General features: G+C 64.8%; 25 protein-coding genes and 1 tRNA gene. 15 read left to right on the top strand and 11 right to left on the bottom strand.

What is annotated here, in order from left to right:
* Nucleotides 1–58: 58 nt before the first annotated feature.
* From C449_RS07560 to C449_RS07540, 5 genes are all read right to left on the bottom strand, one after another.
* Nucleotides 59–1,408, bottom strand: coding sequence for an ABC transporter ATP-binding protein (locus C449_RS07560; RefSeq protein WP_006077393.1), 1,350 nt, complete (start codon nucleotides 1,406–1,408; stop codon nucleotides 59–61).
* Nucleotides 1,401–2,447, bottom strand: a complete 1,047-nt coding sequence (locus tag C449_RS07555) for an ABC transporter ATP-binding protein (RefSeq protein WP_006077392.1) — start codon at nucleotides 2,445–2,447, stop codon at nucleotides 1,401–1,403. Before C449_RS07555 ends, C449_RS07560 begins: the two co-directional genes overlap by 8 nt.
* Nucleotides 2,444–3,634, bottom strand: a complete 1,191-nt coding sequence (locus C449_RS07550; protein WP_006077391.1) for an ABC transporter permease — start codon at nucleotides 3,632–3,634, stop codon at nucleotides 2,444–2,446. Before C449_RS07550 ends, C449_RS07555 begins: the two co-directional genes overlap by 4 nt.
* Nucleotides 3,634–4,617: an ABC transporter permease gene (locus tag C449_RS07545; RefSeq protein ID WP_006077390.1), complete on the bottom strand. Its 984-nt coding sequence runs from the start codon at nucleotides 4,615–4,617 to the stop codon at nucleotides 3,634–3,636. The genes C449_RS07550 and C449_RS07545 overlap by 1 nt, the downstream gene beginning before the upstream one ends.
* A gap of 65 nt (nucleotides 4,618–4,682) precedes the next feature.
* Entirely contained in the window at nucleotides 4,683–6,638 is a 1,956-nt protein-coding gene (locus C449_RS07540) for an ABC transporter substrate-binding protein (RefSeq protein WP_006077389.1), read from the bottom strand.
* A gap of 158 nt (nucleotides 6,639–6,796) precedes the next feature.
* Here C449_RS07540 and C449_RS07535 point away from each other — a divergent pair, with 158 nt between their 5' ends.
* Nucleotides 6,797–7,489, top strand: coding sequence for a DJ-1/PfpI family protein (locus C449_RS07535; RefSeq protein ID WP_006077388.1), 693 nt, complete (start codon nucleotides 6,797–6,799; stop codon nucleotides 7,487–7,489).
* 36 nt (nucleotides 7,490–7,525) lie between these two features.
* On the opposite strand, the gene C449_RS07530 is transcribed toward C449_RS07535, so the two are convergent.
* The gene (locus C449_RS07530; protein WP_006077387.1) at nucleotides 7,526–7,783 is read right to left on the bottom strand and encodes a hypothetical protein; all 258 of its coding nucleotides are present in this window, start codon (nucleotides 7,781–7,783) and stop codon (nucleotides 7,526–7,528) included.
* 195 nt (nucleotides 7,784–7,978) lie between these two features.
* On the opposite strand from C449_RS07530, the gene C449_RS07525 reads away from it, so the two are divergent.
* The 4 genes from C449_RS07525 to C449_RS07510 all read left to right on the top strand — a co-directional run bounded on the left by C449_RS07525 (nucleotide 7,979) and on the right by C449_RS07510 (nucleotide 11,263).
* Nucleotides 7,979–9,115, top strand: a complete 1,137-nt coding sequence (locus C449_RS07525; RefSeq protein ID WP_006077386.1) for a WD40/YVTN/BNR-like repeat-containing protein — start codon at nucleotides 7,979–7,981, stop codon at nucleotides 9,113–9,115.
* A 194-nt stretch (nucleotides 9,116–9,309) separates the two neighbouring features.
* A complete protein-coding gene (locus tag C449_RS07520; RefSeq protein ID WP_006077385.1) occupies nucleotides 9,310–9,828 on the top strand; it encodes a transcription factor TFIIE subunit alpha in 519 nt (172 codons plus the stop codon).
* Nucleotides 9,828–10,493, top strand: coding sequence for a DUF2110 family protein (locus C449_RS07515; protein WP_006077384.1), 666 nt, complete (start codon nucleotides 9,828–9,830; stop codon nucleotides 10,491–10,493). The genes C449_RS07520 and C449_RS07515 overlap by 1 nt, the downstream gene beginning before the upstream one ends.
* Complete coding sequence (locus C449_RS07510; protein ID WP_006077383.1) at nucleotides 10,490–11,263, top strand: DUF5803 family protein; 774 nt, start codon at nucleotides 10,490–10,492, stop codon at nucleotides 11,261–11,263. The genes C449_RS07515 and C449_RS07510 overlap by 4 nt, the downstream gene beginning before the upstream one ends.
* A gap of 277 nt (nucleotides 11,264–11,540) precedes the next feature.
* On the opposite strand, the gene C449_RS07505 is transcribed toward C449_RS07510, so the two are convergent.
* Complete coding sequence (locus tag C449_RS07505) at nucleotides 11,541–13,919, bottom strand: DUF2298 domain-containing protein (protein WP_006077382.1); 2,379 nt, start codon at nucleotides 13,917–13,919, stop codon at nucleotides 11,541–11,543.
* A 118-nt stretch (nucleotides 13,920–14,037) separates the two neighbouring features.
* On the opposite strand from C449_RS07505, the gene C449_RS07500 reads away from it, so the two are divergent.
* The 5 genes from C449_RS07500 to C449_RS07480 all read left to right on the top strand — a co-directional run bounded on the left by C449_RS07500 (nucleotide 14,038) and on the right by C449_RS07480 (nucleotide 18,783).
* A complete protein-coding gene (locus tag C449_RS07500; RefSeq protein ID WP_006077381.1) occupies nucleotides 14,038–14,814 on the top strand; it encodes a glycosyltransferase in 777 nt (258 codons plus the stop codon).
* The gene (locus C449_RS07495) at nucleotides 14,811–15,323 is read left to right on the top strand and encodes a GtrA family protein (protein ID WP_006077380.1); all 513 of its coding nucleotides are present in this window, start codon (nucleotides 14,811–14,813) and stop codon (nucleotides 15,321–15,323) included. Before C449_RS07500 ends, C449_RS07495 begins: the two co-directional genes overlap by 4 nt.
* 39 nt (nucleotides 15,324–15,362) lie before the next feature.
* Nucleotides 15,363–15,437: transfer RNA gene (locus C449_RS07490), tRNA-Met, on the top strand.
* A gap of 742 nt (nucleotides 15,438–16,179) precedes the next feature.
* Nucleotides 16,180–17,307 carry a methyltransferase gene (locus tag C449_RS07485; RefSeq protein WP_006077379.1) on the top strand — a complete coding sequence of 376 codons (1,128 nt, stop codon included), beginning with the start codon at nucleotides 16,180–16,182 and terminating at the stop codon, nucleotides 17,305–17,307.
* Nucleotides 17,308–17,415: 108 nt separating this feature from the next.
* Nucleotides 17,416–18,783, top strand: coding sequence for a hypothetical protein (locus C449_RS07480; RefSeq protein WP_006077378.1), 1,368 nt, complete (start codon nucleotides 17,416–17,418; stop codon nucleotides 18,781–18,783).
* Nucleotides 18,784–18,833: 50 nt separating this feature from the next.
* Here C449_RS07480 and C449_RS07475 read toward each other — a convergent pair whose 3' ends face one another.
* Together C449_RS07475 and C449_RS07470 are read right to left on the bottom strand one after the other, a co-directional pair.
* Nucleotides 18,834–19,406, bottom strand: coding sequence for a tRNA (cytidine(56)-2'-O)-methyltransferase (locus tag C449_RS07475; RefSeq protein ID WP_006077377.1), 573 nt, complete (start codon nucleotides 19,404–19,406; stop codon nucleotides 18,834–18,836).
* Nucleotides 19,407–19,412: 6 nt separating this feature from the next.
* Nucleotides 19,413–20,045: a DsbA family protein gene (locus C449_RS07470; RefSeq protein WP_006077376.1), complete on the bottom strand. Its 633-nt coding sequence runs from the start codon at nucleotides 20,043–20,045 to the stop codon at nucleotides 19,413–19,415.
* 160 nt (nucleotides 20,046–20,205) lie between these two features.
* Between C449_RS07470 and C449_RS07465 the strand changes: the two genes are divergently transcribed.
* The gene (locus tag C449_RS07465) at nucleotides 20,206–21,135 is read left to right on the top strand and encodes an NAD-dependent epimerase/dehydratase family protein (protein ID WP_006077375.1); all 930 of its coding nucleotides are present in this window, start codon (nucleotides 20,206–20,208) and stop codon (nucleotides 21,133–21,135) included.
* 42 nt (nucleotides 21,136–21,177) lie between these two features.
* Here C449_RS07465 and C449_RS07460 read toward each other — a convergent pair whose 3' ends face one another.
* A complete protein-coding gene (locus C449_RS07460) occupies nucleotides 21,178–21,510 on the bottom strand; it encodes a BsuPI-related putative proteinase inhibitor (RefSeq protein WP_006077374.1) in 333 nt (110 codons plus the stop codon).
* A 120-nt stretch (nucleotides 21,511–21,630) separates the two neighbouring features.
* Between C449_RS07460 and C449_RS07455 the strand changes: the two genes are divergently transcribed.
* The 3 genes from C449_RS07455 (at nucleotide 21,631) to C449_RS07445 (ending at nucleotide 23,456) form a co-directional block, all read left to right on the top strand.
* Nucleotides 21,631–22,365, top strand: a complete 735-nt coding sequence (locus C449_RS07455; protein WP_006077373.1) for a DUF2797 domain-containing protein — start codon at nucleotides 21,631–21,633, stop codon at nucleotides 22,363–22,365.
* Nucleotides 22,366–22,417: 52 nt separating this feature from the next.
* Nucleotides 22,418–22,894 carry a hypothetical protein gene (locus C449_RS07450; protein WP_006077372.1) on the top strand — a complete coding sequence of 159 codons (477 nt, stop codon included), beginning with the start codon at nucleotides 22,418–22,420 and terminating at the stop codon, nucleotides 22,892–22,894.
* Between the two features lie 91 nt (nucleotides 22,895–22,985).
* Entirely contained in the window at nucleotides 22,986–23,456 is a 471-nt protein-coding gene (locus C449_RS07445) for a hypothetical protein (protein ID WP_006077371.1), read from the top strand.
* Between the two features lie 41 nt (nucleotides 23,457–23,497).
* Here C449_RS07445 and cysE read toward each other — a convergent pair whose 3' ends face one another.
* Nucleotides 23,498–24,064 (bottom strand): serine O-acetyltransferase, encoded by a 567-nt coding sequence (gene cysE / locus C449_RS07440; protein WP_006077370.1) that lies wholly within the window; start codon nucleotides 24,062–24,064, stop codon nucleotides 23,498–23,500.
* 135 nt (nucleotides 24,065–24,199) lie between these two features.
* On the opposite strand from cysE, the gene C449_RS07435 reads away from it, so the two are divergent.
* A complete protein-coding gene (locus C449_RS07435; RefSeq protein ID WP_006077369.1) occupies nucleotides 24,200–25,342 on the top strand; it encodes an acyl-CoA dehydrogenase in 1,143 nt (380 codons plus the stop codon).
* Nucleotides 25,343–25,346 lie beyond the last annotated feature (4 nt).

The following is a 25,346-nucleotide window of genomic DNA, read 5'->3' as shown; positions in this document are numbered from 1 at the left end:
CAGCGACGGCGGACCCGTGTTCGGTCGAAGGAGTTCGACGAACCGCCGGCGGTGATCGTCAGTCGGCCCGGAGATCTGCGGCGTCCTGCAGCGGTGCCTCGTTCTCGGTGAGGAAACACGATGCCTGGTGATTCGTCCCACGGTCGGTGAGTTCGGGTTTCGATTCCTCACAGGGCGTGGTGAACGTCGAGAGCAGCTCGGCCGCCCGATCGTGGTCGTCCGCGACGAGTCGATCGAGCGCCTCGGCGAGCGTGTCCTCGGCGGATCGATCCGAGAGCGTCTCGGGGAGGTCGAACTCCGTCCGGAGTTCGTGTTTGAGCTCCGCGTCGGAGACCGTATCCTCGCCGTCGCCGTCGGTGTCGAGCGCGCGTCGCGTCTTCGCGACGTCGACACTACCCTCGACGACACGATCGCGAAACGTCAGCAGCGCCCGCCAGTGTGACTGTTCGAGATCGTACTCGTCAGGCTGGATCACCCGGTGACACCGCGTGTGGAACCGACAGCCGTCGGGCGGATCGGTCGGACTCGGCACCTTCCCCTTCAGTTCGATGTCCTCTCGGGTGTTCCGGGGGTCCGGCGTCGGGATCGCCGAGAGCAACGCCTCGGTGTAGGGGTGTTGTGGATCCGCGAAGACCTCCTCGGTCGGTGCGATCTCGACGATTTCGCCGAGATACATCACCGCAACCCGATCACAGACGTCCCGAATGACCGAGAGGTCGTGGCTGATGAACAGCACCGAGAGACCGTACTTCTCCTGAAGGTCGTTGACCAGCGAGAGGATCTCCGCCCGAATGGAGACGTCGAGCGCGCTCACCGGCTCGTCGGCGATCACGAGGTCGGGGTTGAGCACCAGCGCCCGGGCGAGCGCGATGCGCTGTTTCTGGCCGCCCGAGAACTCGTGAGGGTAGCGATCGTAGTCGCTCGCCGAGAGCCCCACGTCTCCGAGCAGGTTCTCGACGATCGCCCGACGGCGCTGTTTGTCGGTCATCCCGTGGACTTCGAGGAGTTCGGCGATCGACGCTCCGATGGTCTGTCGCGGATCGAAACTCGAAGAAGGGTCCTGGAAGATCATCTGGGCGTCCCGACGGAACGCCTTGAGTTGCCTATCGTCGAACTCCGTCACGTCGTTCGTCGTGGTTCCGTCCCCGGAGGTCCGGGTGTCGTCGTACCCGTCACCGTGGAACAGCACCTCGCCGCTGGTCGGCTCCTCCAGTCGGATGATCGACGACGCGGCGGTCGATTTCCCACAGCCGGACTCGCCGACTAATCCGAGGGTCTCGCCCTGCGCGATGTCGAAGCTGATCCCGTCGACGGCGCGGGCGGCCCCGACCTGCCGCGAGAGGACCCCTTCTTTGATCGGGTAGTGTTTCTTCAGGTTGCGGACCGAGAGCAGCGGACGGTCAGTCATCCGCCAGCCCTCCCGGCGAACTCGACCAATCGCCATCATCGTCCTCGCCCGTGATCACCGACGCGTCGCGCCCGCCGTAGTAGTACACACACGAGACGCTGTGGCTCGCCGAAAGCTCTGCCTCCTCGGGCTGGTCGCCCCGTGTACACTCGTCGACGGCGTATTCACACCGGGGTGCGAACCGACAGCCATCGGGCGGGTCGGTCGGATTCGGGAGCGTGCCCTCGATCCCCCCTGCGGCGCGGTCCCCACCGGGGAGACAGTCCATCAGCGCGCGAGTGTACGGATGCGAGGGCGACTCGAAGATCTCGTAGACGTCACCGCGCTCCATCACTTTCCCCGCATACATCACGACGACCCGGTCCGCGATCTCGGCCACGACGCCGAGATCGTGGGTGACGAAGAGCACGCTCATCCCGAACTCGTCCTGGAGATCGTCGAGTAACCGGAGGATCTGGGCCTGCACGGTCACGTCGAGCGCCGTCGTGGGCTCGTCGGCGATGAGGAGGTCGGGGTTCGTGACGAGCGCCATCGCGATCATGACGCGCTGTTTCTGGCCGCCCGAGAACTCGTGGGGGTAATCGTCGAGCCGGGCAGCTGCGTTGGCGACGCCGACCCGGTTGAGCAGATCGACGGCGCGCTCGCGGGCCGCCTCTTTGGCGACGTCCTCGTGGACCTGCACCGCCTCGGTGATCTGCCAGCCAACGGTGTAACAGTGGTTCAGTGCGTCCTGCGGGTTCTGGAAGATGTGGGCGATGTTCTGGCCCCGGATCTCCCGGAGTTCGGACTCGCTCATCGACGCGATGTCGCGGCCCTCGAACCGGATCGTGCCGTCGACCGAACCGGGTGGCGACGGGATCAGGCGCGTGATCGACTCGCTCGCGACGGTCTTTCCCGAACCGCTCTCGCCGACGATACAGACCGTCTCGCCGCGGCCGACGTCGAAGCTGACGCCGTCGACGGCGGTGAGGAGTCCGGCGTCGGTGTCGAAGGTCGTGGTGAGGTTCTCGATCGAGAGGAGTGGTGTGTCCGTTGTCATCGTTCTGCCTCCGCCTGGGTTTCGGGATCGATCGCGTCGAGCACGGCGTCACCGAGGAAGTTGAACGCAAGAATGGTGAAGAACAGCACGAACCCGGGCATCAGCGTGATCCACGGGGCAAAGGAGAGGTCGGCGCGTCCGGAGGCGATCAGCTGTCCCCACGAGGGGACCGTCGAATCGCCGAGTCCGAGGAAGGCGAGCTGCGCCTCGAACAGCAAGAACGCGGGAATCAGTAGCGTGAGGTCCGTGATCCAGCTACTCGCGGTGTTCGGGATGATGTGGCGGCGGATGACCTGATAGGTGCTCGCGCCGCTGAGCTGGACCGCCTTGATGTACTCCTCCTCGCTCTTTGCGAGCGCGTTGCTTCGCACGTACCGCGCCGTTCCTTCCCACGCGAACAGCCCGAACAGGAGGATGAAGAGGGTCAAACTCCCGCCAAAGATGTAGAGGATGAGCAAGTAGAGGATGAGTGTCGGGAACGACTGCTGGATGTCGACGTATCGCATCAACACCTCGTCGACGAGGCCGCCCATGTACGCGGCGGTAGTCCCGACCGCGGTGCCGATGGTCAGGACCATCAGCGTCGCGATGAACGCGATCTTCATCGTGATCTGCATCCCGTAGACGATCATCGCGAAGATGTCCCGACCGTTTTGGGTGGTTCCCAGCGGGTACTGCCACGTTCCCTGACACGCACCGTCGACGATCGGGCCGGCGCAGTTGATGACGTACTGCCGGCTGATCTCGAAGCCGACCGGTGGCTGATACTTCGTGAACAGTTGGACCTCCGGAGCCGAAATGAACAGCGGACCGAGAACCCCGCCGACGAAGACGAAACCCAGGAAGACGAGGCTGAGTACGGCAGGACGGTTCTTCCGGAACTCCTTCCAGTAGTACCGCGTCATCCGGGCGTTCTGGTACAGCGGCAACACGCCGTAGAACCCGAACAGGACGATCGAGATGGCGAACAGCCAGTCGAGGCCGGTGACGTCGTAGTTCCAGCCGACCGCTGCGAACGTCGGAACGTCGCCCGGCACGACGAACACGTCGTAGGCGATCAGCGCGAAGATCACGCCGAGGACGGCGGTCACGCCCTTGAAGTTCGTCGAGAACGCGCGGCCGCTCCCGCCGGCGACTTCGTTCCAATCCACCGAGTCGAATCGTGGTGATGGTTCGTCAGTAGCCATTATCGATCATCGAAGTCGATCCGTGGGTCGAGCACGGTGTATGTGATGTCTTGAAGGAGGTTCGCGATCGTGGCGACGAACGTGAAAAACAGCGTGAACCCCAGTACGACGCTCGTGTCCTGTGCGATGATGGCGCGGTAGCTCAGCCGGCCGATCCCCGGAATCCCGAAGACGATCTCGACGAGCAACGACGACCCGACGAACAGGTACAGGAGCTGGCTGATCATCGTCGTCGACAGCGGCACCATCGTCGGTCGGAGGACGTGTCGTGCGTAGATCCTGAGCTTCGAGACGCCCTTCGCGTTCGCGGTTTTCACGAAATCCGCGTTCATGAACGCCGCCGACTCGTTGCGTGACACCCGCATGATCCCGCCGATGGAGCCGGTCACGAGAACGAACACGGGTACCGCGAGCTGTCTGGCGTTCTCGAGGCTGAACACCGGCACGCCCGTGTTGTAGATCACCGGGATCCACCCGAGTTCGACGCCGAAGATCAACAGGAGGATGATCCCGAAGAAGAAGTTCGGGATCGCGTACCCGAAGAAGGCAAAGCCCGTCGCCAGGTGGTCCTTCCAGCTGTACTGGGTGGCCGACGAGTACAGCCCCACCATCGGCCCGATGATGATCACCAGCAGCGTCCACGGGATCGAGTACTGTGCCGTGTAGTACAGCGCCCCGAGGATCGCCTGGATCACCGGCTGACTCCGGGTTTCCGACCAGCCCCAGTCGAGGGTGTAGACACCGGTGACGTAGTCGATGTATCGTTGATAGAGCGGAGCGTCGAGTCCGCGGAGTTCGCGCGCCCGCTCCGCGGCCGCCTGCGCATCCGCCGGATCCCCGCCCTGAAGCGCGACCTGGGTTGCTGCCTGCGCGATCTCGGGGTTCGGCGCGGCGGCCAACAGCGCCCACGTTATCGAGACGATGATGAACGTCACGATGAACGCCCAGCCGACCCGGCGTGTGATATACCATCCTAGTCCCATAGTGAGGGTGTCTCGTACATTGATTGAAAGGTCGTCAAGTGGGATCTGCGATCGGCGTCGCTACGTCATCCGTTGCGGTACCACGCCGAGAAGTCCCACTCGCTAAAGAAGTTCTCCTGTGGGCCGTTGATACCCGTCGCGTAGCCGATCGTGTCCGCGGGGAAGGCGAGCATCCCCATCGGCTGGTCCTCGGAGATCTTCGCGAAGATCTCGTTGAAGATGGGCTGGAGTTCCTCCTCGCTCGTCGCGTTGCTGGCCCGCTCGAACAGCTCGCTGGCGTTCCAGGAGGGGTAGTAGCCGTACGGGTTGTACGCCGAGTCCTTCTGGAAGAACACGCTTGCGGTGGTGGGGTTGAGCGGGTAGGTGTTGAGACCGAAGACGACGGTCATGTCCCACGGGTTGGCGCTCGTGACCTCACGCGGCCCCGCGTTGTTCGACCCCTCACTCCACTCGTACTGGTCGGGGTTGTCCGGGATCTGCTGTTGCCAGTACTCCCGCGAGAACTGCGCGCCCTGAATAGCCGACACCTCGACGTTGATGCCGGCGTTCTGTTTGAACTCCTGAGCAATGAAATCGGCCATCGACCGCTCGGTTGGCTGGCCGGCGCTGTGATAGAGGCTGAGGGTCACCGTCTCGCCGTTGGGGTTCTTGAGATTGCCCCCACTGTAGCCGTAGTCCGTGTCTGAGATGGCTTCCTTGATGCGACTCTGGGTCGCCTCCGGTCCGTACAGATCCCCCGTCCCGAACTGCATGATGTTGCTGTTGTCGTCGGGATACCACTTCGACCATTGGGGCTGCCACGTGTACTCGACATCGGCGAACCCACGGAAGACACCCTTCGAGAGGCGCTGTTTGTTGACTGCACAGCCGAGTCCCTGCCGGAACTTCTTCTTCCGGAAGAGGTTGCCCGGTCCCGCGTTCCAGCCGTTGTCGCGCATGTTGTACACGCAGACCTCGTTGTACGGCTGCGGGATGACGTAGACGTCGGTCCGTTCGAGGTTGCGGAACTTCGAGACGCGGTTGAACGGGACGCTCGCCGAGTCGGTTTCGCCGGCTTCGAGCGCGGCGAGTCTGGATTGTGATTCCGGAACGATCTGGACCTCGAGGGTATCGAAGTACGGAGCCTCACTGAAGCGTTCGGGCACGCCCTCGGCGTCCCTGAGGTAGTAGTTCTCGTTTCGTTTGTACGTGAGGCTGCTCGAACGGTTTCGGCTGTCGAGGGTGTACGCACCCATGTTCCCGGCGAACCCCAGCCCGAGGAGTTCCTCGTCCTGCCGGAGGCCGTCGGCGTTTTGCTCCTCGACGTACGGCTGCATCAGCTCCATCGGGATCGGGTACAGCAGCGGATCGTACGTCTCGGGGTACAGTGCGTTCGAGTTCGGGAGTTCGATCTGGAACTCGTAGTCGCCCGTCGCCTCGACGTTGACCTCGCTCGGCCACGACGAGGCGTCCGCGGTCGCGGCCCACTCGCTCTGGTGGAGTTCGGTGATCTGGTAGACGAAGTCCTCCGCGGTGACCTCGCCGTAGTCACCACCGAACTCGAGGTTCTCGCGGAGTTTCGCGACCCACACGTTCCCCTGGTCCGTAGTCATGTCGTACAGCCGCGGGAAGTACTCCGTTCCCGGCCTGAAGCCGTACCCCAGATCGAGCGCGTAGGAGATCAGGTCACCGGCACCGTCTTCCGTGTTGTACAGTGGGTTCAGCGTCTCCGGCGACGAGGACGTGATCGTGCTGTACGTCCCACCGACCTCGGGGACACCACCGCTGGAGGTTTCGTTGCTCTGGTTGCCGGTCTCGTTGCCATCACCACCGAGCGCCGAGCCGTTCGTCGCGTTCGAGGGCTGACTGCCGTTCGACCCGTTGCCACCACCGGATTGGGAGGTACCGTCGCCGCCACCACCGCCACCGCCGCTACAACCGGCCAGACCAGCAGCGCCAGCGACACCGATCGCCTTGAGCCAACTGCGTCGATCGATTCGTTTGTGTTTCTCGTTGCCACGTCGTGCGGGGCCCTGTGACATACGTACCTTTAACAGATATTGTGCCTTATTATTCTTGTGGATGCAAGTGGTGGGGTAATTTGTCGTGGAGGTTTTCGCTGATCGACGAGGCACACGGGCGGGTGGCGTGTTTACCGGTATCCGGGAGCCTTTTTCACCACGCGGCCGTATCGGGGACGATGACAACTGCACTGTTCGTCGTCAGCGAGGAAGGCTACTGGGGCGAGGAATGTATCGAGCCGCTCACCAGCCTCTCGGACGCGAGCGTCGACGTCACCGTGGCCACGCCGAGCGGCGATCCCCCGGAGATCGACGAGCGCTCGGTCGATCCCGACGAAGTCGGCGAGGAGACCGCCGAACACGTCATGGACGTCCACGAGAACGACGATCGACTCAACGACCCGATTCCGGTCGCGGCCGCCGACGCCGACGACTACGACACGGTGGTGTTCCCCGGCGGTCACGGCACCGAATGGGACATCAACCAGGACAACCACGCCCGCACGCTGCTGGCTGAGACGGTCGCTGGCGACGACGGCACGGCGCTCGTGGTCTGTCACGCCGTCGGAATCCTCGGGTTCACGTGGGACGAGAGCGGCGAGCGGATCGTCGACGGCCGAGACGTCACCGGCTTCCCGAACGAATGGGAGGAAGGAATCGTCGACGACCACGACAGAATGCCCGACGGGCGGAAACTCCCCTACTGGGTCGAGGACGAAGTCCGTGCAGCGGGTGCCAACTGGGACGCCGAACTCGACGCCGACACGAGCGTCACCGTCGACGGCGATCTCGTCACCGCCCGCGGCCCCGGCTCGTCGGCTGCGGCTGCAGAGACGCTCCTCGACGAACTAGACATCGACGGATCGGACTGAGCGGTCGAACGATCCCCAGTCTTCCGAATCGGGTTACTACTGGCGGTTCTGTTGGCCGGTTTGTGACTGAGTCGGCTGCTGGGGGGTCGACTGTCGGTCGCCCCGCTGTTTGGCAGTCGCTTGCTGGTCGCCCCGCCGTTGGGTTTGTCCGACGTAGGCGAAGCTCCCGAACGGGAAAAAGCCGGTTTCGTCCCCGTTCTCGGTTTTCGTGATGAGACCGTGCTCGCGGAGTTCGAACTCGGTACACTGCTGGATGACGCGGTCGTTGGCATCGACGACGGTCAGTTCCGCCATGTCTGCACACATCGCTGGGATTGGTAAACGGCTGTCGTTAGTGAAGAAAGCTGGACGATGGTGACGCGTCGCGGCGCTGTCGCCGGACGATCGGTGTCCGTCCGCAGTAGCTCGTGACAGGATACGCTGCTGGAATTTCTGTTTTCCTACAACCTGTTCACAATTTAATATCAGTTGGGTCGTCGCACCGAGTGCATGTGGCAGCTTGGCCCCGATGCGGACGAGCCGGACTGGCAGAAAATCGAGACACCGTTCGAGAACGACCTCTTCGAGGTCGTCACTACCACGGACGGTCCCTACGCAGTGGGCGACGGCGGCGTGATCGTCGCCAACCGCGGTAACGGGTGGGAAGTCGTCACCGACGAGGGTCCGAACGTGAGCCAGAACCAGCTCCGGACCCTTGCCGTGACCGACGACGGCAAGCGGCTGTGGTTCGCGGGATCGAGCGGCGCGCTCGGGTGCTACGACGTCGCGACCAACCGGAAGTACGATTACTCGTATCCGAACGAGAAGACCAGCACGTGGGAGTCGATCGCCGTCAGTGGGGACGCCGGTGCCGAGAAAATCCTCGTCGCCAACGGCTCCGGTGAAGTGCTGCCGTTCACGATCGCGGGGTTCGAAGCCGACTGGGGTGTGGTGGCGAAACCAGGGAGCGGGTCGACGCTCGCGGGACTCGCAGCCTCTCCCGACGGCTACGGCTACGGGATCGACACCAGCGGCAACGCCTACAAAACGACGAAACGCGATGGCTGGGAAGACATCGGCGTGATCGAGTCCCAGGTCAAGTTCTACGACATCTGGGCGGGCGCACACGATCGGGTGTACGTGGCGGCCGGGAAGGGGCGACTCTACCGCTACGACAACTCCTATCGCGACTGGACGCCCATCGGCGTCACGAAAAAGCAGGCCCTCCGTGGGTTCGATCTCTACGAGAAGCAGATGGTCGTCGTCGGCGACGGCGGTCTCGTCGCCCAGCGAACCGACGGCGGCGAGCGGTGGGAGCAGGTCCACACCCCCACCGAGAACACTCTCTACGACCTCGCGCTCGGCGACCCAGATGTCGCCGTCGGCAAGGGTGGTCTCGTCCTCCAGCGACCCCGAGGGACGTCCGGCACCAAGACGAGCCCGGACGGCGACAAGTACACCGCTCGGGGCGAACTCTACGACGACGACACGAACGCACCCGGTGAATCCGATGGGGGTGACTCGGGATCGGGTTCGGACTCCGGATCAGGATCGGATTCAGGTTCGGACTCCGGGTCGGGATCGGGCCCAGGTTCAGGTTCGAGCATGGACTCGGAAATGGCCGACCAGGGCGGCTCCTCGAACTGAGCCCACAGCAGCTCGCGACCGCGATCAGTCCCGATTTTCGGTGAGCGCGCCGATAGCGGCCGATCGGGCGTATCGATCACACCGACAGCACAGTTCGCCACTGCTGTCGCGCCCGCCGCATCCGCCGATCGAGGGCAGCGCGTCCACACCCGACGAACGATGGGTTTACACGCCGGGATGCCCGAGGGCGGGTAATGGCGTTCGAGGACCTCCTCGAGGATCCGGTGGTACAGACGTACCTCCACGAGCTCGTCGGCCCGCGCGGGATGCCCGTCGCCGCTGCGCCGCCCGACGGCGAAGTGACCGACGAAGAGCTCGCCGAGGACCTCGGACTCGAACTCAACGACGTCCGACGAGCACTCTTTATCCTCTACGAGAACGACCTCGCGAGCTATCGTCGGCTCCGTGACGAGGACTCGGGCTGGCTCACTTACCTCTGGACATTTGAATACGAGTCGATCCCCGGCAATCTCCAGGACGAGATGGGGCGGCTGCTCGAAGCCCTGGAGGAGCGCCGGGAGTACGAGCGCAACAACGAGTTTTACCTCTGCGAGGTCGATTCGCTCCGGTTCGAGTTCGGCGAGGCGATGGAGTTCGGGTTCGAGTGCCCCCAGTGTGGCTCCGAGCTCGAATCGATGGAGAACGACCGGTTGATCGACGCGATGGACGAGCGCATCGACGACCTCCGCGATTCACTCACCGTCCCCGCCTGATGGTCGTTCTTGCCACGAAGTGCTACGTCGAGGGTGACGCCCGCGAGCGTGCGCTCACCGGACTTCGCTCGCTCGTCGACAACGCGATCGGCGAGCTCACCGTGGAGTACGAGGTCGGCGTCCGTCACGACGACTTCCCGTCGGTGACCGTCGAAGGCGAGGACAGTGTGGCTGCACGGAACGTCCTCGGCGAGGAATGGGGCGCGATCACACCCGAGTTCGAACCCGGCGAGACCTACACCGGCACCCTCACGTCGTGGGACGAGTCGGGGTTCGTGCTCGACGCCGGCGAGGATATCCACGTGCCGGCCGACGAGATCGGGCTGGGCCAGGGGAGTCCCGAGCAGATCAGAACGCGGTACGGCCTCGTCCAGCATCTCCCTCTTCAGTTCGTCTACGGCGAGCCCTCGCGGCTGGCCGACGACGAGCGCGACCGACTGTACGACTGGACGCGGGGGGCCGGTCGGGTGAACGTCAACAGCGCGACCCGTGGAGAGGCGCGCGCGACCGTCAACCGTGCGGGCCACGCGAACGACATCGTAACCGTCGAGCGGCTCGGGCTCCTCGAACAGAGCGTGATCTGTCGCGAGGGGACCGATCCGCCGGGGCTGCTCGCGAGTATCGGTGGGTATCTGCCCGCCGAGCTCCTCTGTGTTGTCCCATGACGCGCCGGCGGCTGCTCGCGTTCGGGCTGGTGGTCGCGTTCGTCGCGCTGGCGGGCTGTTCGTCGGTGCTCGGGCCGGGCTCGGGTGGTGGGAACGCGGCCGCCAACGCAAGCTATGACTGGGAAACCAACGGGACGAACGCCACGATCAACGTCACCGGTGGGCGCTATACGGCAGTCTACAACGTTTCGAACGAATCGACGTTCCCGGTCTTCCAACGGAACGAGCTCGGACAGAACCAACCACTGCCGGTCTCCGCGCTCCAGTTCCAATATCCGAACGGAACCGTCGTCACCTCGTCGGAGTCATCGAGACTGAACGTCACGAGCGAGCGCGAGCGAGCGGTCATCAATCTCCCCGCGAGAAACGGCCAGGTCGCGTTCACCGCGTCGGCCCAGGGCAAGCGCTTCGGCACTCGCACGTTCGTCGAAGGAACGTACGAGGTCACGATCCCGAAGGGGATGCGGGTCGATTACGAGCCGCTCGCCCGCGTCTCACCCTCCGGCTACACTGCCGACCGCACTGCCGACGGCCGGGTTCGGCTCACGTGGCAAAACGTCGACAGCAACGCGGTCGTGGTGCGGTACTACCTCCAGCGTGACCTCTACCTCTTCATTGCCGGGGCGGCCGTACTGGTGCTCGTCGCGGCCGGCGGCGCGCTCTACTACCTCCGGCAGATCCGGGAGTTGGAACAGCAGCGGAAGGAAGCGGGGCCGGACGTCGACACCGGCAGCGTGGATGACAATGACGGTCCGCCTGGATTCGGGTAGAGACGCGCTCGTCGCCATCCAGCCCGGGCAGCGGTGGCGCGCGGCTGCACCGAGCGGGACGGCGGAGCCATCGCGCTGACCGTGCGAACGGGCGCTTCGCGCTCGTTCGCAGACGCCGTTTATCGGCGCGCAATTCCCGTGTGAGGGAATCGGTTGGGGAGGGAGTGGCCTACACTCGTTTGTCTCGGGACTCGCCCACGACGCTCCGGCCACCGTCGGGAGCCCTTCGACAGCACACCGTAGCATTTCGGTAGCTGGCAGTGCAGCCCGATGCTACTCAGGTCGATAACGCTGTCTGATCGACACGATAGATCGTCACGGCCTCGAACTCCTGAGCGACGCTGACGCCCTGGAGCTCCGCGACCGAGATCGATTCGTACGCCGCGCGCTCGTTCGGGCCGACGTAGACGTACTGAACGTCGTACTCCGCGAGGAGTTCCGTCTGAATCGTGGGAGCACCCTGGTAGATCGCCTCGACATCCGCGACGCGCTCGCGGTACGCCGCATCACCCCGGTAGCCAGTCTCGTGGCTCCAGCCCGCAACCGTCGGGAGTCCCGTCATGCTGGACGGGGCGTTCACCCAGCGGTAGGGCCGGAGCGCCTCGTTCTCGTTGCACCAACAGCCCGGTAGTGAGACGATGTGTGGCTGGCCGTATCGGTTGTCGAGCCACGCGATGGCGGCCGCCTCGTCAGGATGTGTTGCCGGGACGAACGCGCGCGCGTCGAGTGTCGGGTCGTCGACACTCGTTGCCGGACTCTCACTCGTGAACTGATCGGTGAGCGCGAGGCCACCGTAGATCGACGTCGAGAGCACGACCAGCGCGAGCAGCGCGCGACCGGCGACCCGCCATCGGCCCGTCATCGCGTCGGCGATCCCGACGGGACGGGCGTCGACCAGCCACGCGGCCATCGCGCCCGCCGCGGTCGCGAAGAGCACCCAGACCTGGGCGTAGGTCTTGAACACCGTGTTGAACCGTCCCGGTCCCGCGTTTTCCTGAATGTAGACGAACTCGACTAGCAGAACGAGTCCTGCCCCAGCAACCAAAAGCACCGTCTCGTAGCCGACGGTCGGAACGCGTGAGTCACCGGTCGCGACCCCACCATCGGATTCGGCGGGGTTCCGTCGACCGCTGTCGACGAACGACGAGCGAGGGTCGCTCGGTCCGGCACTCCGTCGGGTGGCGAGAACGAGCCAGCCAACGGCCAGCAGCGGACCGAACACGCCGACGGCAGCCGCATCCGCGAGCAACGCGACCGCGATCAGGCCACCCGTCGCCACGAGGGCTGCCCGCTGGCTTCGCCGTGAGAGATCGGAGCGGGCGTGCGCGGTGAGATACGGAACGAACACGAGGAGAAATCCGCCATAGACGAGCAGCAATGGACCGAGCGGGCTCCGGGCCGGGAAGAAGGCGACGGCACGGCCGCTGGCCGAACCGAGCCAGAACGGGATCGACCACACGACCCCGAGCGCGAGAACGATCGCCGCGGCCGCGAGCGCACTCGCTGTCCTGGCGAGTTCCCGACGGAAGCCGGTGTCGGTGAGTGACCGCAACCGTGCCACGATCCGCTCGGGAAACAGCGACACCGGATCGGGATCGGCAAAGGTCAGCGCGAGCCACCCGATCCCGGCGACGGTCGGGAAGCTCCACGTGTTGACGACCGCGAGTAAGCCCGCGAGCGGCGGGATAGCTCCAAACACGAGGAGGCGTCGTCGCCACACCGCGTCGGAAGGTGTCCGGTAATACGCGAACCAGAGTCCCGCCGCAAGCAGGAGGAACGGCGTGCTCATCATGTGGGCGTGGAGGTCGCCGTTGAGCCACGCGAACAGCGGAAATTCGTTGACGGTGCCCGGGATGACGCGGCTCGCGTCCCAGTAGGTGAACGCCGTCGGTGATGCGGCGAGGCCACGGATTTCGACACCGAGCCAGCCGGCGATCGTTTCCGTCGCACTCTCGGGAAGGAGCCACAACACCGCCCGACCAGCCGTTTCGAGGTTGCTCGCGAATCCGACGAGGAAAGCCGCGACCACGCCCGCAGTGTGAGGCGATCGATCGCGTTCGGCCGCGATCGCGCCCGCGAGCCCGTAGGCTGCGGTGACGACCATCGCGTAGAAACCCGCGAGCGCGAGGTTGTACGCGTATCGGGGTTCGGTGGCCGTGAGTTTCGAGAGGAGCGTCGTAAGGAGGTGGCCGCCGTAGTAGTAGCTGACCGATTCGCCGGCGAACCAGACGTCCTCGGGCGGCAGGCGCGACGTACGCGAGAGCGACTTGAGGAGACCGAAGTCGAGGAACTTCTCACCGCCGCCCGGGTGCACCGCTGGATCGACCGCCCGAACCGCGATCATGAACAGGAAGGCGAGCGCGAACACCGCCATCGGGGCGAGCGTTCGCCGGCCGCCGAATGCGTCGCGGTCGAGTCGTCGAAGTGCGATCGTCGATAGACCCACAAGGACGGCGAGTCCGGCGACGAGGCCGATAGTGAGTGAGAAGTGGCCGACCCAGTAGGCGACGATCCCGACGATCGCGAGCGAGAGTGGGGGCGCGAGGGCGGCCCCACGGTCGGGGAATCGGCGGAAACAGAGCGCGGCCAGCGGTGTGCCCGCCACGCCGAGGACGAGAAAGACGGCGAGCCACCGGACGACGAGACCGTACTCCATAGCCAAAGCCGGGAACCGGCGTATATCTCTCTTGTGGGATCGGCGAGCGAACGGACCGGAAACGGAGCCGGGCCAGTGGTTCCGAACCCCTTTTGTCCGCGCCCGCGGAGGACTCTCCATGCACCGGTCCGTCGGGGTCGTCGTGCCGGCCTACCGGCCCGACGTCGAGCGTCTCGCGACGTACGTCGCCGCGATCGACGAGCGCTGCACCCCGACGACCATCCGGATCGAACTCGACGCGCCCCAGTCCGGAGTGGCCGAACGCCTCGCTGACCTCCCGGCGACCGTCGCTACGTCTCCCGACCGCCGGGGAAAGGGACGCGCGATCACCGCTGGGTTCGAGGCACTCGACACCGACGTGCTCGTCTTCGCCGACGCCGACGGGAGCACGCCCGCCGACTCGCTCGCCGACGTGATCGCGCCAGTCGTCGCGGACGAAGCGGCGCTCGCGGTCGGCTCGCGTCGCCATCCCGATGCGAGGATCGCGCGGCACCGGACGTTCGCGCGCCGCCGACTCGGCGACACGTTCGCGTGGCTCGCCCGCCGTCTCATCGATCCGCCGCTGTACGACTATCAGTGTGGCGCGAAGGCGATCTCGCGCGAGGCGTGGACGACGATCCGCGAGCACCTCTACGAGCCGGGGTTCGCGTGGGACATCGAGCTGGTGGCGATGGCCAACGCGTTCGACCTCTCGATCGAGGAGATCCCGATCACGTGGCACGACGAGCCCGACTCTACCGTGTCGCCCGTGGAAACGTCGCTCGCGCTCGCGAACGGCCTGCTCGCCGCCCGTCATCGTGCGGCGCTGGTCGCGGAGAGCTCGCTCCACGACGCGATCGCCGCACGGCGCGAGGAGCCGACCGCGCTGGTCGACGCGGGTCGCCCCGACCGATGAGTGCGCGCTCGTTGCTAGCCGATCTCCGGGCGTGGCTCGCGAACGGTCGAGTGATGAGACGATTTCTCGAACTGGTGTCGGCGGTGCGGTTCGGCAAGTTCGCCTCGGTCGGGGTCGTCGGCGCGCTGTTCGATGTGACGACCGCGACGGCGCTGCGCGAACTCGGCGTCTATCCCGAGATTGCCGTCTTCGTCGGGATCGAGGTCTCAGTCGTCGTCATGTTCTTTCTCAACGATAACTGGACGTTTTCGGAGGAGGGAACTGGCGGGATTCGGCCGACACTTCGGCGGCTGGCCCGGTCGAACCTCGTCCGTACCGGCGGTATCCTCGTTCAACTCGGGACGTTTCGACTGCTCTACCGGGTGATCGGGGCCGATCTCGCCATCGCGGGTCTGGACGGCTGGTTCGTCGTCTCGAAAGTCGGCGGGATCGGTGCGGGGCTGCTCGTCAACTTCGTCGCCGAGAGCCTGTTCACGTGGCGGGTCCACACGGACCCCGACGAGGGATGAATCACAACCCTTAACCAACGGACAGCGATACGAGAGAGTAGCGGGATAGGATAGCCAGGAGATTCCGGCGGGCTCATAACCCGCAGACCGGTAGTTCAAATCTACCTCCCGCTATCCCACACCTTTTGCTGCGCTCGTTCGCTCCCTGCGGTCGCTCACTCGCTGGCAAAATCTGGACCAAAAGCCTCCTCCTTCCCTACGGTCAGTCGTCGGCCCGCTCGCTCGGCTTCGCCTCGCTCGCGGTGGGATTACTGGGGCCTTCCACAAATGCCACATCACCACGACAGCACCGCCGAAGCCCTCAACCGTTCGCTTCGTTCTCGTGAGCGAAGTTCACGCAGCTCAAATCCACCTTCCGTAACGATTTCCGAGAAGTACCTTCACAGACAGCAGAATCCAGCAGTGAGACGATCGACTCGAACGCGAATTTTTAGTAGATGGGACAGAAACGCCGAGTCACGTTGAACAAGAGCTTCGGGCCGATCGTCGTTCCACAGTGACGGACGTCACCGTGCGGCTGTGAGAACGGGTTCGGCCGGCTCGCCAACTGTGGGCGGTTCGGTAACCCAACCGGCTTCACGACCGGTTGTGACTCTCACCGGAACGTCGCGCTGATTGGCACCTGGTTCGCGCGCTGCGCTCAGTCGTGCGTGAACCGTTTTCGTCGGTTCTCACTGCCACGAGCGCAGCGCGTGGGCTGCTTCGTTTTCGATCNCCCCTGAGCTGCCGAACCCACGCACATGCCAATCACGCCGTCGACGCGATCGCCTGACACCCAACAGCACCGTCTCTTCCTCGAATACCGGGCTGATCGAGGGCTGCATCCGTTTTCGCTATCGGTCGGAGGGCGCGCCCAATGAGGCGTACGCCCTACGAGCTAACCCTCGAATCACGCGCTTCGGACGCACGTCCAACGTACCGCTTCCACACCGCGGATAGCGTTCATTCGAAACGCTCGTTCAGGGACACCGAACTCCTGCTGGTGGAAAGACTCTGGAACACCGACCTCGGCCACCTCCTGAACCCTGCTGCGAACTACGGCGTGGTCGGTACTGTACTCGCTGGTTGTGCAACCACCGTTCACATGACGGAGTCGAGTGCTCGCGCCGCACAGCTCTGCGAGCGAAACGCTGCCGAGAACGGTGCTGACGTGACGACGACGCTCGCCGCCGATGTCGCCACCCTCGACGAAACGTTCGAGACGGTTGCATACGCCCCGAAGCCCTATACGCCGCTTTCGGTTGGAAAGCAGCGTCTCGCAAACGCCCTCTCCGTGCTGCGACCCGGCGGAACTCTCTATCTGGCGGCGTCGAAGCAAACCGGTCTCACGCGTTACGAGGCGTGTCTCCGTGAGATGGCTGCGACTGTCGAACAGGTCTCCGAACGCAACGGCTGTACGGTTCTCGAATCAACTCCCCCACCGTCGTTCGAACCGCAGTCGTACGTCTCGCCGCGAACGATCCATCCCGAGGTGAACGGAACGACGCTCTCGCTCGTCACCGTTCCGGGGCTGTTCTCGGCCAGTAAACTGGACGACGGGACACGCCTCCTGCTGGAAACGGTGACGATCGAGGACGGCGAGGCGGTGTTGGACCTCTGCTGTGGCTACGGTGCGATCGGGGCATACGCTGGCCGGGTTGCGGACTGCGAGGTATGGCTCAGTGACGACGACTGCGTTGCAACGTCGTGTGCGGAACGTAGTCTCCGTGCGTCCGGGGTGGACGGAACCGTCGTCACTGCCGATGGCGTCGCTAGCGTCGCCCACCATACGTTCGATAGCGTGCTCTGCAATCCTCCGACACACGCCGGCAGCGACGTTCTCTCCGAACTGTTCGACGGGGTATACGACGTTCTCGCTGCCGACGGTGAACTGACGATCGTGCACCATCGTGAACTCGATCTCCGGAGCCATCTTTCACGATACGAGGCCGTCGAGAAACGCCGAACAGGAACCGATCATGTCGTACTGAGCGTGACTGCCTGACCGCCTGACTGGCGTCGGTTCGCCGGAAACGGACGATGACGAATCGACGTTGTATCGTTCCGGAATATGTCGATGGCTTAAGACGACGACTCCCGTCCGTCGATCCGTATGTGGGGTCTTGGAGCCGACGCGAACGATCCGGAATGGCAAACGGTCGAGACGCCGTTTTCGAACGACCTCTTCGAGGTGGTCTCCACCGCCCGTGGTCCGTTCGCCGTGGGTGACGGCGGAATCATCGCCGGCGACCGCGGTAACGGGTGGGAGATCATCACCGACGATGGGCCGAACGTGAGCAAAAATCAGATGCGGACCCTCGCGGTGACCGACGACGGCAAGCGGCTGTGGTTCGCGGGATCGAGCGGCGCACTGGGCTGCTACGACGTCGAAACCAACCGAAAGTACGACTACTCGTACCCCAACGAGATGACGAGTACGTGGGAGTCGATCGCGGTCAGCGGCACCATCGGCTCCGAGAAAGTGCTCATCGCCAACGGCTCGGGGGAAGTCCTTCCGGCGAGTCTCGACGGGTTCACCATCAACTGGGGCGTTCTCGAGAAACCCGCAGACAAGGGATCGACCATGACCGGGCTTGCCGCCTCCCCCGACGGCTACGGCTACGGGATCGACACCAGCGGCAACGCCTTCATGACCACCAAGAACGACGGCTGGAAGGACATCGGGGTGATCGAATCCCAGGTCAAGTTCTACGATATCTGGGCCGAACAAAACGGTCGGGTGTACGTGGCCGCTGGCCAAGGGATACTGTATCGGTACGACAATTCGTATCGAGACTGGACGCCCATCGGCGTTGCCGAGAAGGGCGCACTCCACGCGTTCGACATGTACAAAAATCAGATGGTCGCGCTCGGCGATGGCGGCCTCATGTACCAGCGAACCGACGGCGGCGAACGGTGGGAGCAGATCCACACACCGACGGGAGACACCCTCTACGACCTCGCGCTCGGCGATCCCGACATCGCGATCGGCAAGGGTGGACTGGTGCTCGAACGCCCGCGCGGGACGACGCGTGCGGCCGGAAAGAGTCCCGATGCAGATCAGTACACGGGGCGCGGCGAGGTCTACGACGCAGACACGAACGCACCCGATGATTCCGGGACGGGTTCACCGAATCAGTCCACCGCACAGCAGCCTCGCACCGCTCGACCGAGTCAACAACCGCAGAGCGAGTCCGTCCAGCCGACGGCCATGTCCCCGCAACCGCAAGCTAGCACGTCCGCACGGCCACAGCAAGCACAGTCACGAAAGCAACGACAGCCCCGGAACACGCAACCACGCCAGCAACCCGAATCGGCCGCACCGACTCAGTCCGAACCACAGACGCGAGCCGAAGCGAGTGTGTCACAGTCACCGAACGCCACCGTACAGCCGCAGAACGACGTCTCGCGGCCCCAGGAACGAACGCGATCGCAGCCACAGAACCAGCCCGAGAAGCCCTCGGACGAACGGAATAACTGAGCGTCGCATCGCGGTGTGATCACGCCCTTCTGGCGTGGTCGGCTGTCTCGTTACTCCGATCGCTCCGTCCGCTCGCCGGTCGATGGTTCGTCCGATTTCACGACTCGTTTGCCCCGTTCCTGTGGGATGACCGTTCGATCGGCCTCCTCCCACTCGCGGTCGAGTTCGCGGCCCTCGAACAGTCGATCGAGAAACACGGCGAGCGAGGCGACCTCGGAGTGGGGCTGGTTCGTGACGCCGACGTTCCAGTCGGCGGCGTCGTACACCTCTCCGGCCACCTTCTCCGCGCCGACGACCACGAGTAGGGGCTCGGAGCGGTGAGCGGTCCGGATCGCGGGCGCACAGTCCTCGATCGGGAGCCCGTACATCGTGAGATGAACGATCCGGCCGTCCCACCCACCGAGCAGCGGTCGGTAGGACTCGCGTACCTCGACATCGAACGGTCCGCCGAAGCGCTCGGTGATGTCGGTGACCGTCTCTCTGGGACCGTCGGCGCTGCCGGCGAAGATCACCCGATCGGCCCCGAGCGCGCGTGCAGTCAGCCCGACGTGGGTGCTCATTCGTTCGTCGCGGCCCGGACGATGGCCGAGTCGGAGCACCCACACCGGGGGTTCGTCCTGCATGGCGCGCTATCGTGCCGACTCGATGGCCGAGCTGATCGCGTCGAAGGAGTACTCGGAGAGGACGTTCCCATTAACAACGACTGTCGGCGTCGAGGTCACGCCGCGCTGCCTGCCCTGTTCTTTGTCACCCTGTACGGTCGATTCGTACGAGCGGTTCGTCGCTGCACTGCGGACGGGATCGGCTTCAAGCCCCACTTCGGACGCCAGCGAACCGTAGAGGTCCGCTCCAAGCGAAGACTGGTTCTCGAAGAGCAAGCCCGCGTAGTTCCAGAACGCCGCGTCGTCGGCGCGGTCCTGCACCGCGCGGGCAGCGTTCGCCGCGTCGTTCGACTGTTGGTTGACGATGGGGAAATCCCAGTGTTCGTACCGGATCGTCCCCGATTCGATGTATTCGGACTCGATCTGTGGCAGGACATCGACGTTGTACGTCCGGCAGTGTGGACACGCGAAGTCCTCGAAGACTGCGACGGTCACGCTTGCCTCGGCGTCGCCCTTGACCGGGGCCGGGAGCGCATCGCCGCTCTGGCCGCTTGCATTGCCCGAACTTCCGGAGTTTCCCGACGCACCGCTACCGAGACAGCCGGCGAGCGCGGTCGTGGCGAGGCCAGCGGCCCCGAGCAGCGCCCGTCGTCGATTCATCGATGGCGGCCGAGTCCTGCTCGAAGAATCGGCGACCGACTCTCGGGGAGATTCCATTAGTCGTCCTTTCATCGCAGCGGCCATAAATCCCGCGACACCGCCGCGAGGCGAACGCTCGCGGGACCGGAAGACACATACTCGGTGGCTCGGCATCCGGGATATGGATTGTTCCGACAAACGGCTGCTCGTGACCGGCGGGGCGGGTCTCGTGGGCTCGCATCTCGCGGCGCGACTCGCCGACGACAACGAGGTGGTCGTCGCGGACGACCTCTCGAAAGGGGATCGCGAGCGTGTTCCCGATGGCGTCGAATTCGTCGAAGCCGACATGACCGATCCCGACGACGTGGCGTCGGTCGTCACCGACGATCTCGACGGCGTATTTCACTTCGCGGCGTACACCGACACGAACTACGCGAACCCTCGCCAGCTGTTCGAGGAGAACGGCGCGATGACGTACAACGTCCTCGAACGCATGCACGAGGTCGGCGTCTCGAACATCGCCTTTACCTCCTCGTCGACGGTCTACGGCGAAGCGCCGATGCCGACGCCCGAGGACTACGCCCCGCTCGAACCCATCAGTATCTACGGCGCGAGCAAACTCGCCGACGAGGGCATCCTCTCGACGTATGCTCACTCCCACGACTTCACGGTCTGGCTGTTCCGCTTCGCGAACATCGTCGGACCACACCAGCGCGGCAACGTCGTGCCGGATTTCATCGAGAAGCTCGACGACGACCCCGGTGAGTTGGAGATCCTCGGCAACGGCCGCCAGGAGAAGTCCTACCTCCACGTCACGGACTGCGTCGAGGCGATCCAGCACATCGTGGAGCACGCCGACCAGTCGATGAACACCTACAACCTCGGAACGCGGACCACGACCTCGGTCACCCGGATCGCGGACATCGTCGCCGACGAGATGGGGCTTGATCCCGAGTACGCCTACACCGGCGGCGACCGTGGCTGGACCGGCGACGTTCCCCGGATGCGCCTCTCGATCGAGAAACTCACCGCACTCGGGTGGTCGCCCGAACTGTCGAGCGACGACGCGATCCGGCACGGCGCGCGCGAGCTCATCGCGGAGCTGACCTGAGCGCCACGGAGCGGGCCCGAACGCACCGTCGAGTCGACCGCTTCAAATCGAAAGCTCGGTTCGTGCTTCGCAGTCGTGGTTCTCGGCTTCGAGAGTCGCCACGACAGTGTGAGTTCCCGCATCCGGCTGCTCCCACTCACCCTCGTAGGTGACGGTTTCGCCAGGTTCGAGTTCTTCGGATTGGAGCGCCTGCGTGAACATTCTCCCCTGTGACCACCGCCAGCGCTCGTCGTCCCCGTCGAGTACCGCGAAGTCCGCGGTACAGGAGTCACGGAAAGAGAGCATCGCTGACTCGCTATCTTCGTTCTTGACGGTGAAGACGAACGCAACTCGATCCGCTTCCGTTCGGGTGTCGAGCGTTCCGGTGAGCGTCATGACGCAGGGGTTCGGTGCGGAGCGACAAAACCGTACGGGCGGACGGCAGCGGACAGTACGGAACGGAAGTGCCGGAGATGGAACGGCAGTGATTTGCCGAGCGCTTGCCTACCGCACGGCGTGCAGGTCGTCGGCTACGATTCCCGGCCGGACGAGCCAGCCCTCCTGATCGCCGCGGCGGGCGACGTGCGCCGCGAGGCGCTGGCTCCCGGGACGGAGGTCGCCTACACTCTCGGTGAGCGTCACTGTGCGGGCACGGTCGATGGCGAGACACACATCGCGTGCGGCCGCGAGCGTGCGCCGTACTGTGAGTTCCACACCGTGCCGTGGGCCGTGGCGAACAACCGCGATTCCGGCGAGGAACACGCGATCTACCTCGCGGCGTTCGCACCCAGGGTGTTCAAGGTGGGCGTCACCCGATCGGCACGACTCGACACCAGGCTCCGCGAGCAGGGGGCCGACCGTGCCGCACACGTCGAGGTCGCCCCGGACGGCCGGAGCGCGCGCAAACGCGAGACCGCGATCGCCGACGACCACGACATCACCGAGCGGGTGCGGGTTCCGACGAAGATTCGCGGCCTCGCCGGCATCGTGGATGCAGAGGCCTGGAGCGAGCTGCTTTCCGCGTTCGAGGTCCGCGACGAGTTCGCCTTCGAGTACGGACTCGGTCTCGCCGAGCGCCCAGTCGCCGAGACACTTCTCACGGGAACCGTACGCGGCGTCAAGGGCCGGCTATTGGTGCTCGATCACGCCGGGACGACGTACGCGGTCGATCTCCGTGATCTCGTTGGGCACGAACTCGCGGCGGGTGCGACCGACCGGAAACTCCAGACCAGTCTCACCGGGTTTCGGTGACGACACGACCGGTCACCGAACCCTTTTCCGACGGGCCGGCGAACCCGGGCGCATGGCGAACGACGACCCCGAAGACGAAAGTGTGGACACCGAACCGGCCGCCGAAACCGACACCGAGGCGGGGACGGACGCCGACACCGAATCCGACGCAGGCGAGGACGAGCAGTCCTTCCGCGATCGAGTCGAGGAGATCCGCGAGCAGCGCGCCGAGGAGCACGAGGGCGAGGACGGCGACGACCGGAGTCGCGAGGAGCGCATGGAGGAGATGATGGGCGGCGGTGGCGGTCCCGGCGGCGGCATGGGTGGCGGCGGCAACCCGTTCGCCCAGATGATGGGCGGGATGATGGGCGGCGGTGGCGGCCCCGGCGGCATGGGTGGAATGGGCGGCGGTCCCGGTGCGGGTCCTGGCGGACCGGGCGGCTCCGAAGGCGGCAACGAGGAGATGGTCCGCGAGCTTCGACAGCTCCGCGACGAGGTTCACGACGTCCGACGGACGCTCGAGCGGATCGCCGACGCGCTCGAAGACTGAGCGCTCGTCCCCCAGTACCAACGGAATCGTCGTTTTTGGTCGATAGTGCGTCGATAGCCGGGTTGAAAGGCGAGCCGAGGTTACACGCTGCATGGTCGAGTGGTCGCCGGTCGTGTCGGGTATCGGTGTGGCACTCGCAGCGGCCGTGCTCGGACTCACGATTCCCTTGCCCGAAGCGCTGTGGCCGGTCGCGATCGGTGCGGTGCTCGCCACTGGGTTCGGTTGTGGCCTCGTCGCCGGCCGTCGATCGGAAGGACGCTGGCGGGCACGGGCACGTACCGGCAGCCTGGCAGGAGCACTCGGTGGCACCGTGCTCGCGACCGTCCTCTGGGCGAGCATGGGCAGAGCCGTGCCGCGCGCCGAGGACAGCACGTTCTGGGCGATCAACGACGTGATCGCGGCCAACACGATCGGGATCGAACGCGTCCCATGGCTCTACACCGGAAATACACTGTTCGGGCCGCTCCTGATATTCGTCGTCTGTCTGTTCGCCGTCGAAGGCTGGATCGCCGGCGGGGTCACGTCGGGGACGCTCGATCGGTCGCCGGCACGCTCACGGTAGTCTCCATCCGGGCATTCGCCCGCCGGTCGAAAATTGCTAATTTAGTCGGGAAAGCCGCTGCCGAGTTCGATCGATTCGTCTTCCTGACACTCGCCGACGAGCTTCGCGGGGTTGCCGACGACGGTGCAGTTCGGCGGTACCGACTCTAATACTACGGCTCCGGCTCCGACGCTCGCGCCCTCGCCGATGGTGATCGGGCCCAGTACTGTTGCGTTCGAGCCGACGGTCGCGCCGTCTTCGAGCGTCGGATGGCGCTTTTTGTCTTCCAGCGAGTCCCCACCGAGGGTCACACCCTGATAGAGCATCGCGTCGTCGCCGATCTCGGAGGTTTCCCCGATCACGATGCCGGCACCGTGATCGATGAAAAAGCGGTCGCCGATCTCGGCTCCCGGATGGATCTCGACGCCGGTGAGAAAGCGGGCGAAATGGGAGAGTAGCCGCCCGGCGAGGCGGTGGTCGCGCTTCCAGAGAGCGTTGGCGATCCGGTAGGTCCAGATGGCGTGGAGCCCCGGATACGTGAGGAGCACCTCGATCGTGCTCTTCGCCGCAGGGTCCTTGGCGAACGCCGTCCGGACGTCCTCTCGAATTCGGTCGAGAAACGAGAGCATGTGTACCCGACTCACGGGACGACAGCAGATAAGCGGTCGGTATGTGGGTCCGCTTTGCCTCGACGACACCTCAACGAGAAGTACTCCGAGCCGCGATGGCGGAACAGTAAAGAAACACGCCCCGAACGAACGATCATGGACTTCAGTCTCTCGACCGAGCAAAAACAGATCGAGGAGATGGTGACGGAGTTCGTCGACGAGGAGATCAAACCCCGCGCGGCGGAGATCGACCACGAGGACGAGTTCCCGCACGACCTCGTCGACGAGATGGCAGAGTTGGGACTCATGGGGATGCCGTTCCCCGAGGAGTACGGCGGAGCGGGACTCGACTACCACTCCTACGCGATCGGCCTGTCGGAGATTTCACGGGGATCGGGCGGGCTCGGTACCGTGGTCGCCGCCCACATCAGTCTCGCTGGCAACATGCTCTACGAGTTCGGGTCTGAAGCCCAGAAAGAAGAGTACCTGACGCCGCTCGCCGAGGGACGAGACGTTGGCGCGTTCGCGCTCTCGGAGGCGGGCGCGGGCAGCGACGTGCCCGCGATGGAGACCACGGCGGAGAAAGAGGGCGACGAGTACGTGATCGACGGCGGCAAGCTCTGGATTTCCAATGGGTCGGTCGCCGACACCGTCACCCTGTTCGCGAAGACCGATCCCGACGCGGGCAACAAGGGGATCTCCTCGTTCGTCGTCCGCCCCGACGAGGACGACGGGTTCCACGTCGAGGGCACCGAGGACAAACTCGGCGACAAGGGCTGTCCGACCGCCGAACTCCGCTTCGACGGAATGGCCATTCCCGAGGAACGGCGGCTCGGCGAGGAAGGTCGCGGGTTCGTCCACGCGCTCAAGACACTCAACGGCGGCCGGATAACGATCGCCGCCCGCGGGGTCGGGATCGCCCAGGCCGCCCTCGACGAGGCGCTCCAGTATTCGCAGGACCGCGAACAGTTCGACCAGCCCATCAGCGACTTTCAGACGATTCAGCACAAGCTCGCCGACATGGACACCAAACTCCAGGCCGCCAAGCTGTTGATGCACCAAGCGGCCGATCTGAAGATCCGTGGCGAGGACTACAGAAAGGAGGCCGCCCAGGCGAAGCTCTACGCCAGCGAGATCAGCAGAGAGGTCGCGAACGAGGGCATCCAGATCCACGGCGGCTACGGCTACACCAAGGACTTCCCCGCCGAGCGGTTCTACCGGGACGCCAAGCTCAACGAGATCTACGAAGGGACGAGCGAAGTCCTCAGAAACACGATCGCCCAGCAGCTGCTCGACTGACGCC

The sequence above is a fragment of the Halococcus saccharolyticus DSM 5350 genome, assembly GCF_000336915.1.
GTDB classification, from domain to species: domain Archaea; phylum Halobacteriota; class Halobacteria; order Halobacteriales; family Halococcaceae; genus Halococcus; species Halococcus saccharolyticus.
The sequence above is the reverse complement of the archived record's forward strand: the minus strand, read 5'-3'. Positions and strand labels throughout refer to the sequence as shown.

Bases quoted from the DNA above. Each gene is read 5' to 3' on its own strand.
- C449_RS07550 (WP_006077391.1), bottom strand. From the start codon at position 3,634: ATGGCTACTGACGAACCATCACCACGATTCGACTCGGTGGATTGGAAC.
- C449_RS07560 (WP_006077393.1), bottom strand. From the start codon at position 1,408: ATGACTGACCGTCCGCTGCTCTCGGTCCGCAACCTGAAGAAACACTAC.
- C449_RS07525 (WP_006077386.1), top strand. From the start codon at position 7,979: ATGTGGCAGCTTGGCCCCGATGCGGACGAGCCGGACTGGCAGAAAATC.
- C449_RS07535 (WP_006077388.1), top strand. From the start codon at position 6,797: ATGACAACTGCACTGTTCGTCGTCAGCGAGGAAGGCTACTGGGGCGAG.
- C449_RS07520 (WP_006077385.1), top strand. From the start codon at position 9,310: ATGGCGTTCGAGGACCTCCTCGAGGATCCGGTGGTACAGACGTACCTC.
- C449_RS07540 (WP_006077389.1), bottom strand. From the start codon at position 6,638: ATGTCACAGGGCCCCGCACGACGTGGCAACGAGAAACACAAACGAATC.
- cysE (WP_006077370.1), bottom strand. From the start codon at position 24,064: ATGCTCTCGTTTCTCGACCGAATTCGAGAGGACGTCCGGACGGCGTTC.
- C449_RS07475 (WP_006077377.1), bottom strand. From the start codon at position 19,406: ATGCAGGACGAACCCCCGGTGTGGGTGCTCCGACTCGGCCATCGTCCG.
- C449_RS07465 (WP_006077375.1), top strand. From the start codon at position 20,206: ATGGATTGTTCCGACAAACGGCTGCTCGTGACCGGCGGGGCGGGTCTC.
- C449_RS07480 (WP_006077378.1), top strand. From the start codon at position 17,416: ATGTGGGGTCTTGGAGCCGACGCGAACGATCCGGAATGGCAAACGGTC.
- C449_RS07505 (WP_006077382.1), bottom strand. From the start codon at position 13,919: ATGGAGTACGGTCTCGTCGTCCGGTGGCTCGCCGTCTTTCTCGTCCTC.
- C449_RS07485 (WP_006077379.1), top strand. From the start codon at position 16,180: ATGAGGCGTACGCCCTACGAGCTAACCCTCGAATCACGCGCTTCGGAC.
- C449_RS07515 (WP_006077384.1), top strand. From the start codon at position 9,828: ATGGTCGTTCTTGCCACGAAGTGCTACGTCGAGGGTGACGCCCGCGAG.
- C449_RS07500 (WP_006077381.1), top strand. From the start codon at position 14,038: ATGCACCGGTCCGTCGGGGTCGTCGTGCCGGCCTACCGGCCCGACGTC.
- C449_RS07545 (WP_006077390.1), bottom strand. From the start codon at position 4,617: ATGGGACTAGGATGGTATATCACACGCCGGGTCGGCTGGGCGTTCATC.
- C449_RS07435 (WP_006077369.1), top strand. From the start codon at position 24,200: ATGGACTTCAGTCTCTCGACCGAGCAAAAACAGATCGAGGAGATGGTG.
- C449_RS07470 (WP_006077376.1), bottom strand. From the start codon at position 20,045: ATGAATCGACGACGGGCGCTGCTCGGGGCCGCTGGCCTCGCCACGACC.
- C449_RS07510 (WP_006077383.1), top strand. From the start codon at position 10,490: ATGACGCGCCGGCGGCTGCTCGCGTTCGGGCTGGTGGTCGCGTTCGTC.
- C449_RS07530 (WP_006077387.1), bottom strand. From the start codon at position 7,783: ATGGCGGAACTGACCGTCGTCGATGCCAACGACCGCGTCATCCAGCAG.
- C449_RS07555 (WP_006077392.1), bottom strand. From the start codon at position 2,447: ATGACAACGGACACACCACTCCTCTCGATCGAGAACCTCACCACGACC.
- C449_RS07445 (WP_006077371.1), top strand. From the start codon at position 22,986: ATGGTCGAGTGGTCGCCGGTCGTGTCGGGTATCGGTGTGGCACTCGCA.
- C449_RS07460 (WP_006077374.1), bottom strand. From the start codon at position 21,510: ATGACGCTCACCGGAACGCTCGACACCCGAACGGAAGCGGATCGAGTT.
- C449_RS07495 (WP_006077380.1), top strand. From the start codon at position 14,811: ATGAGTGCGCGCTCGTTGCTAGCCGATCTCCGGGCGTGGCTCGCGAAC.
- C449_RS07450 (WP_006077372.1), top strand. From the start codon at position 22,418: ATGGCGAACGACGACCCCGAAGACGAAAGTGTGGACACCGAACCGGCC.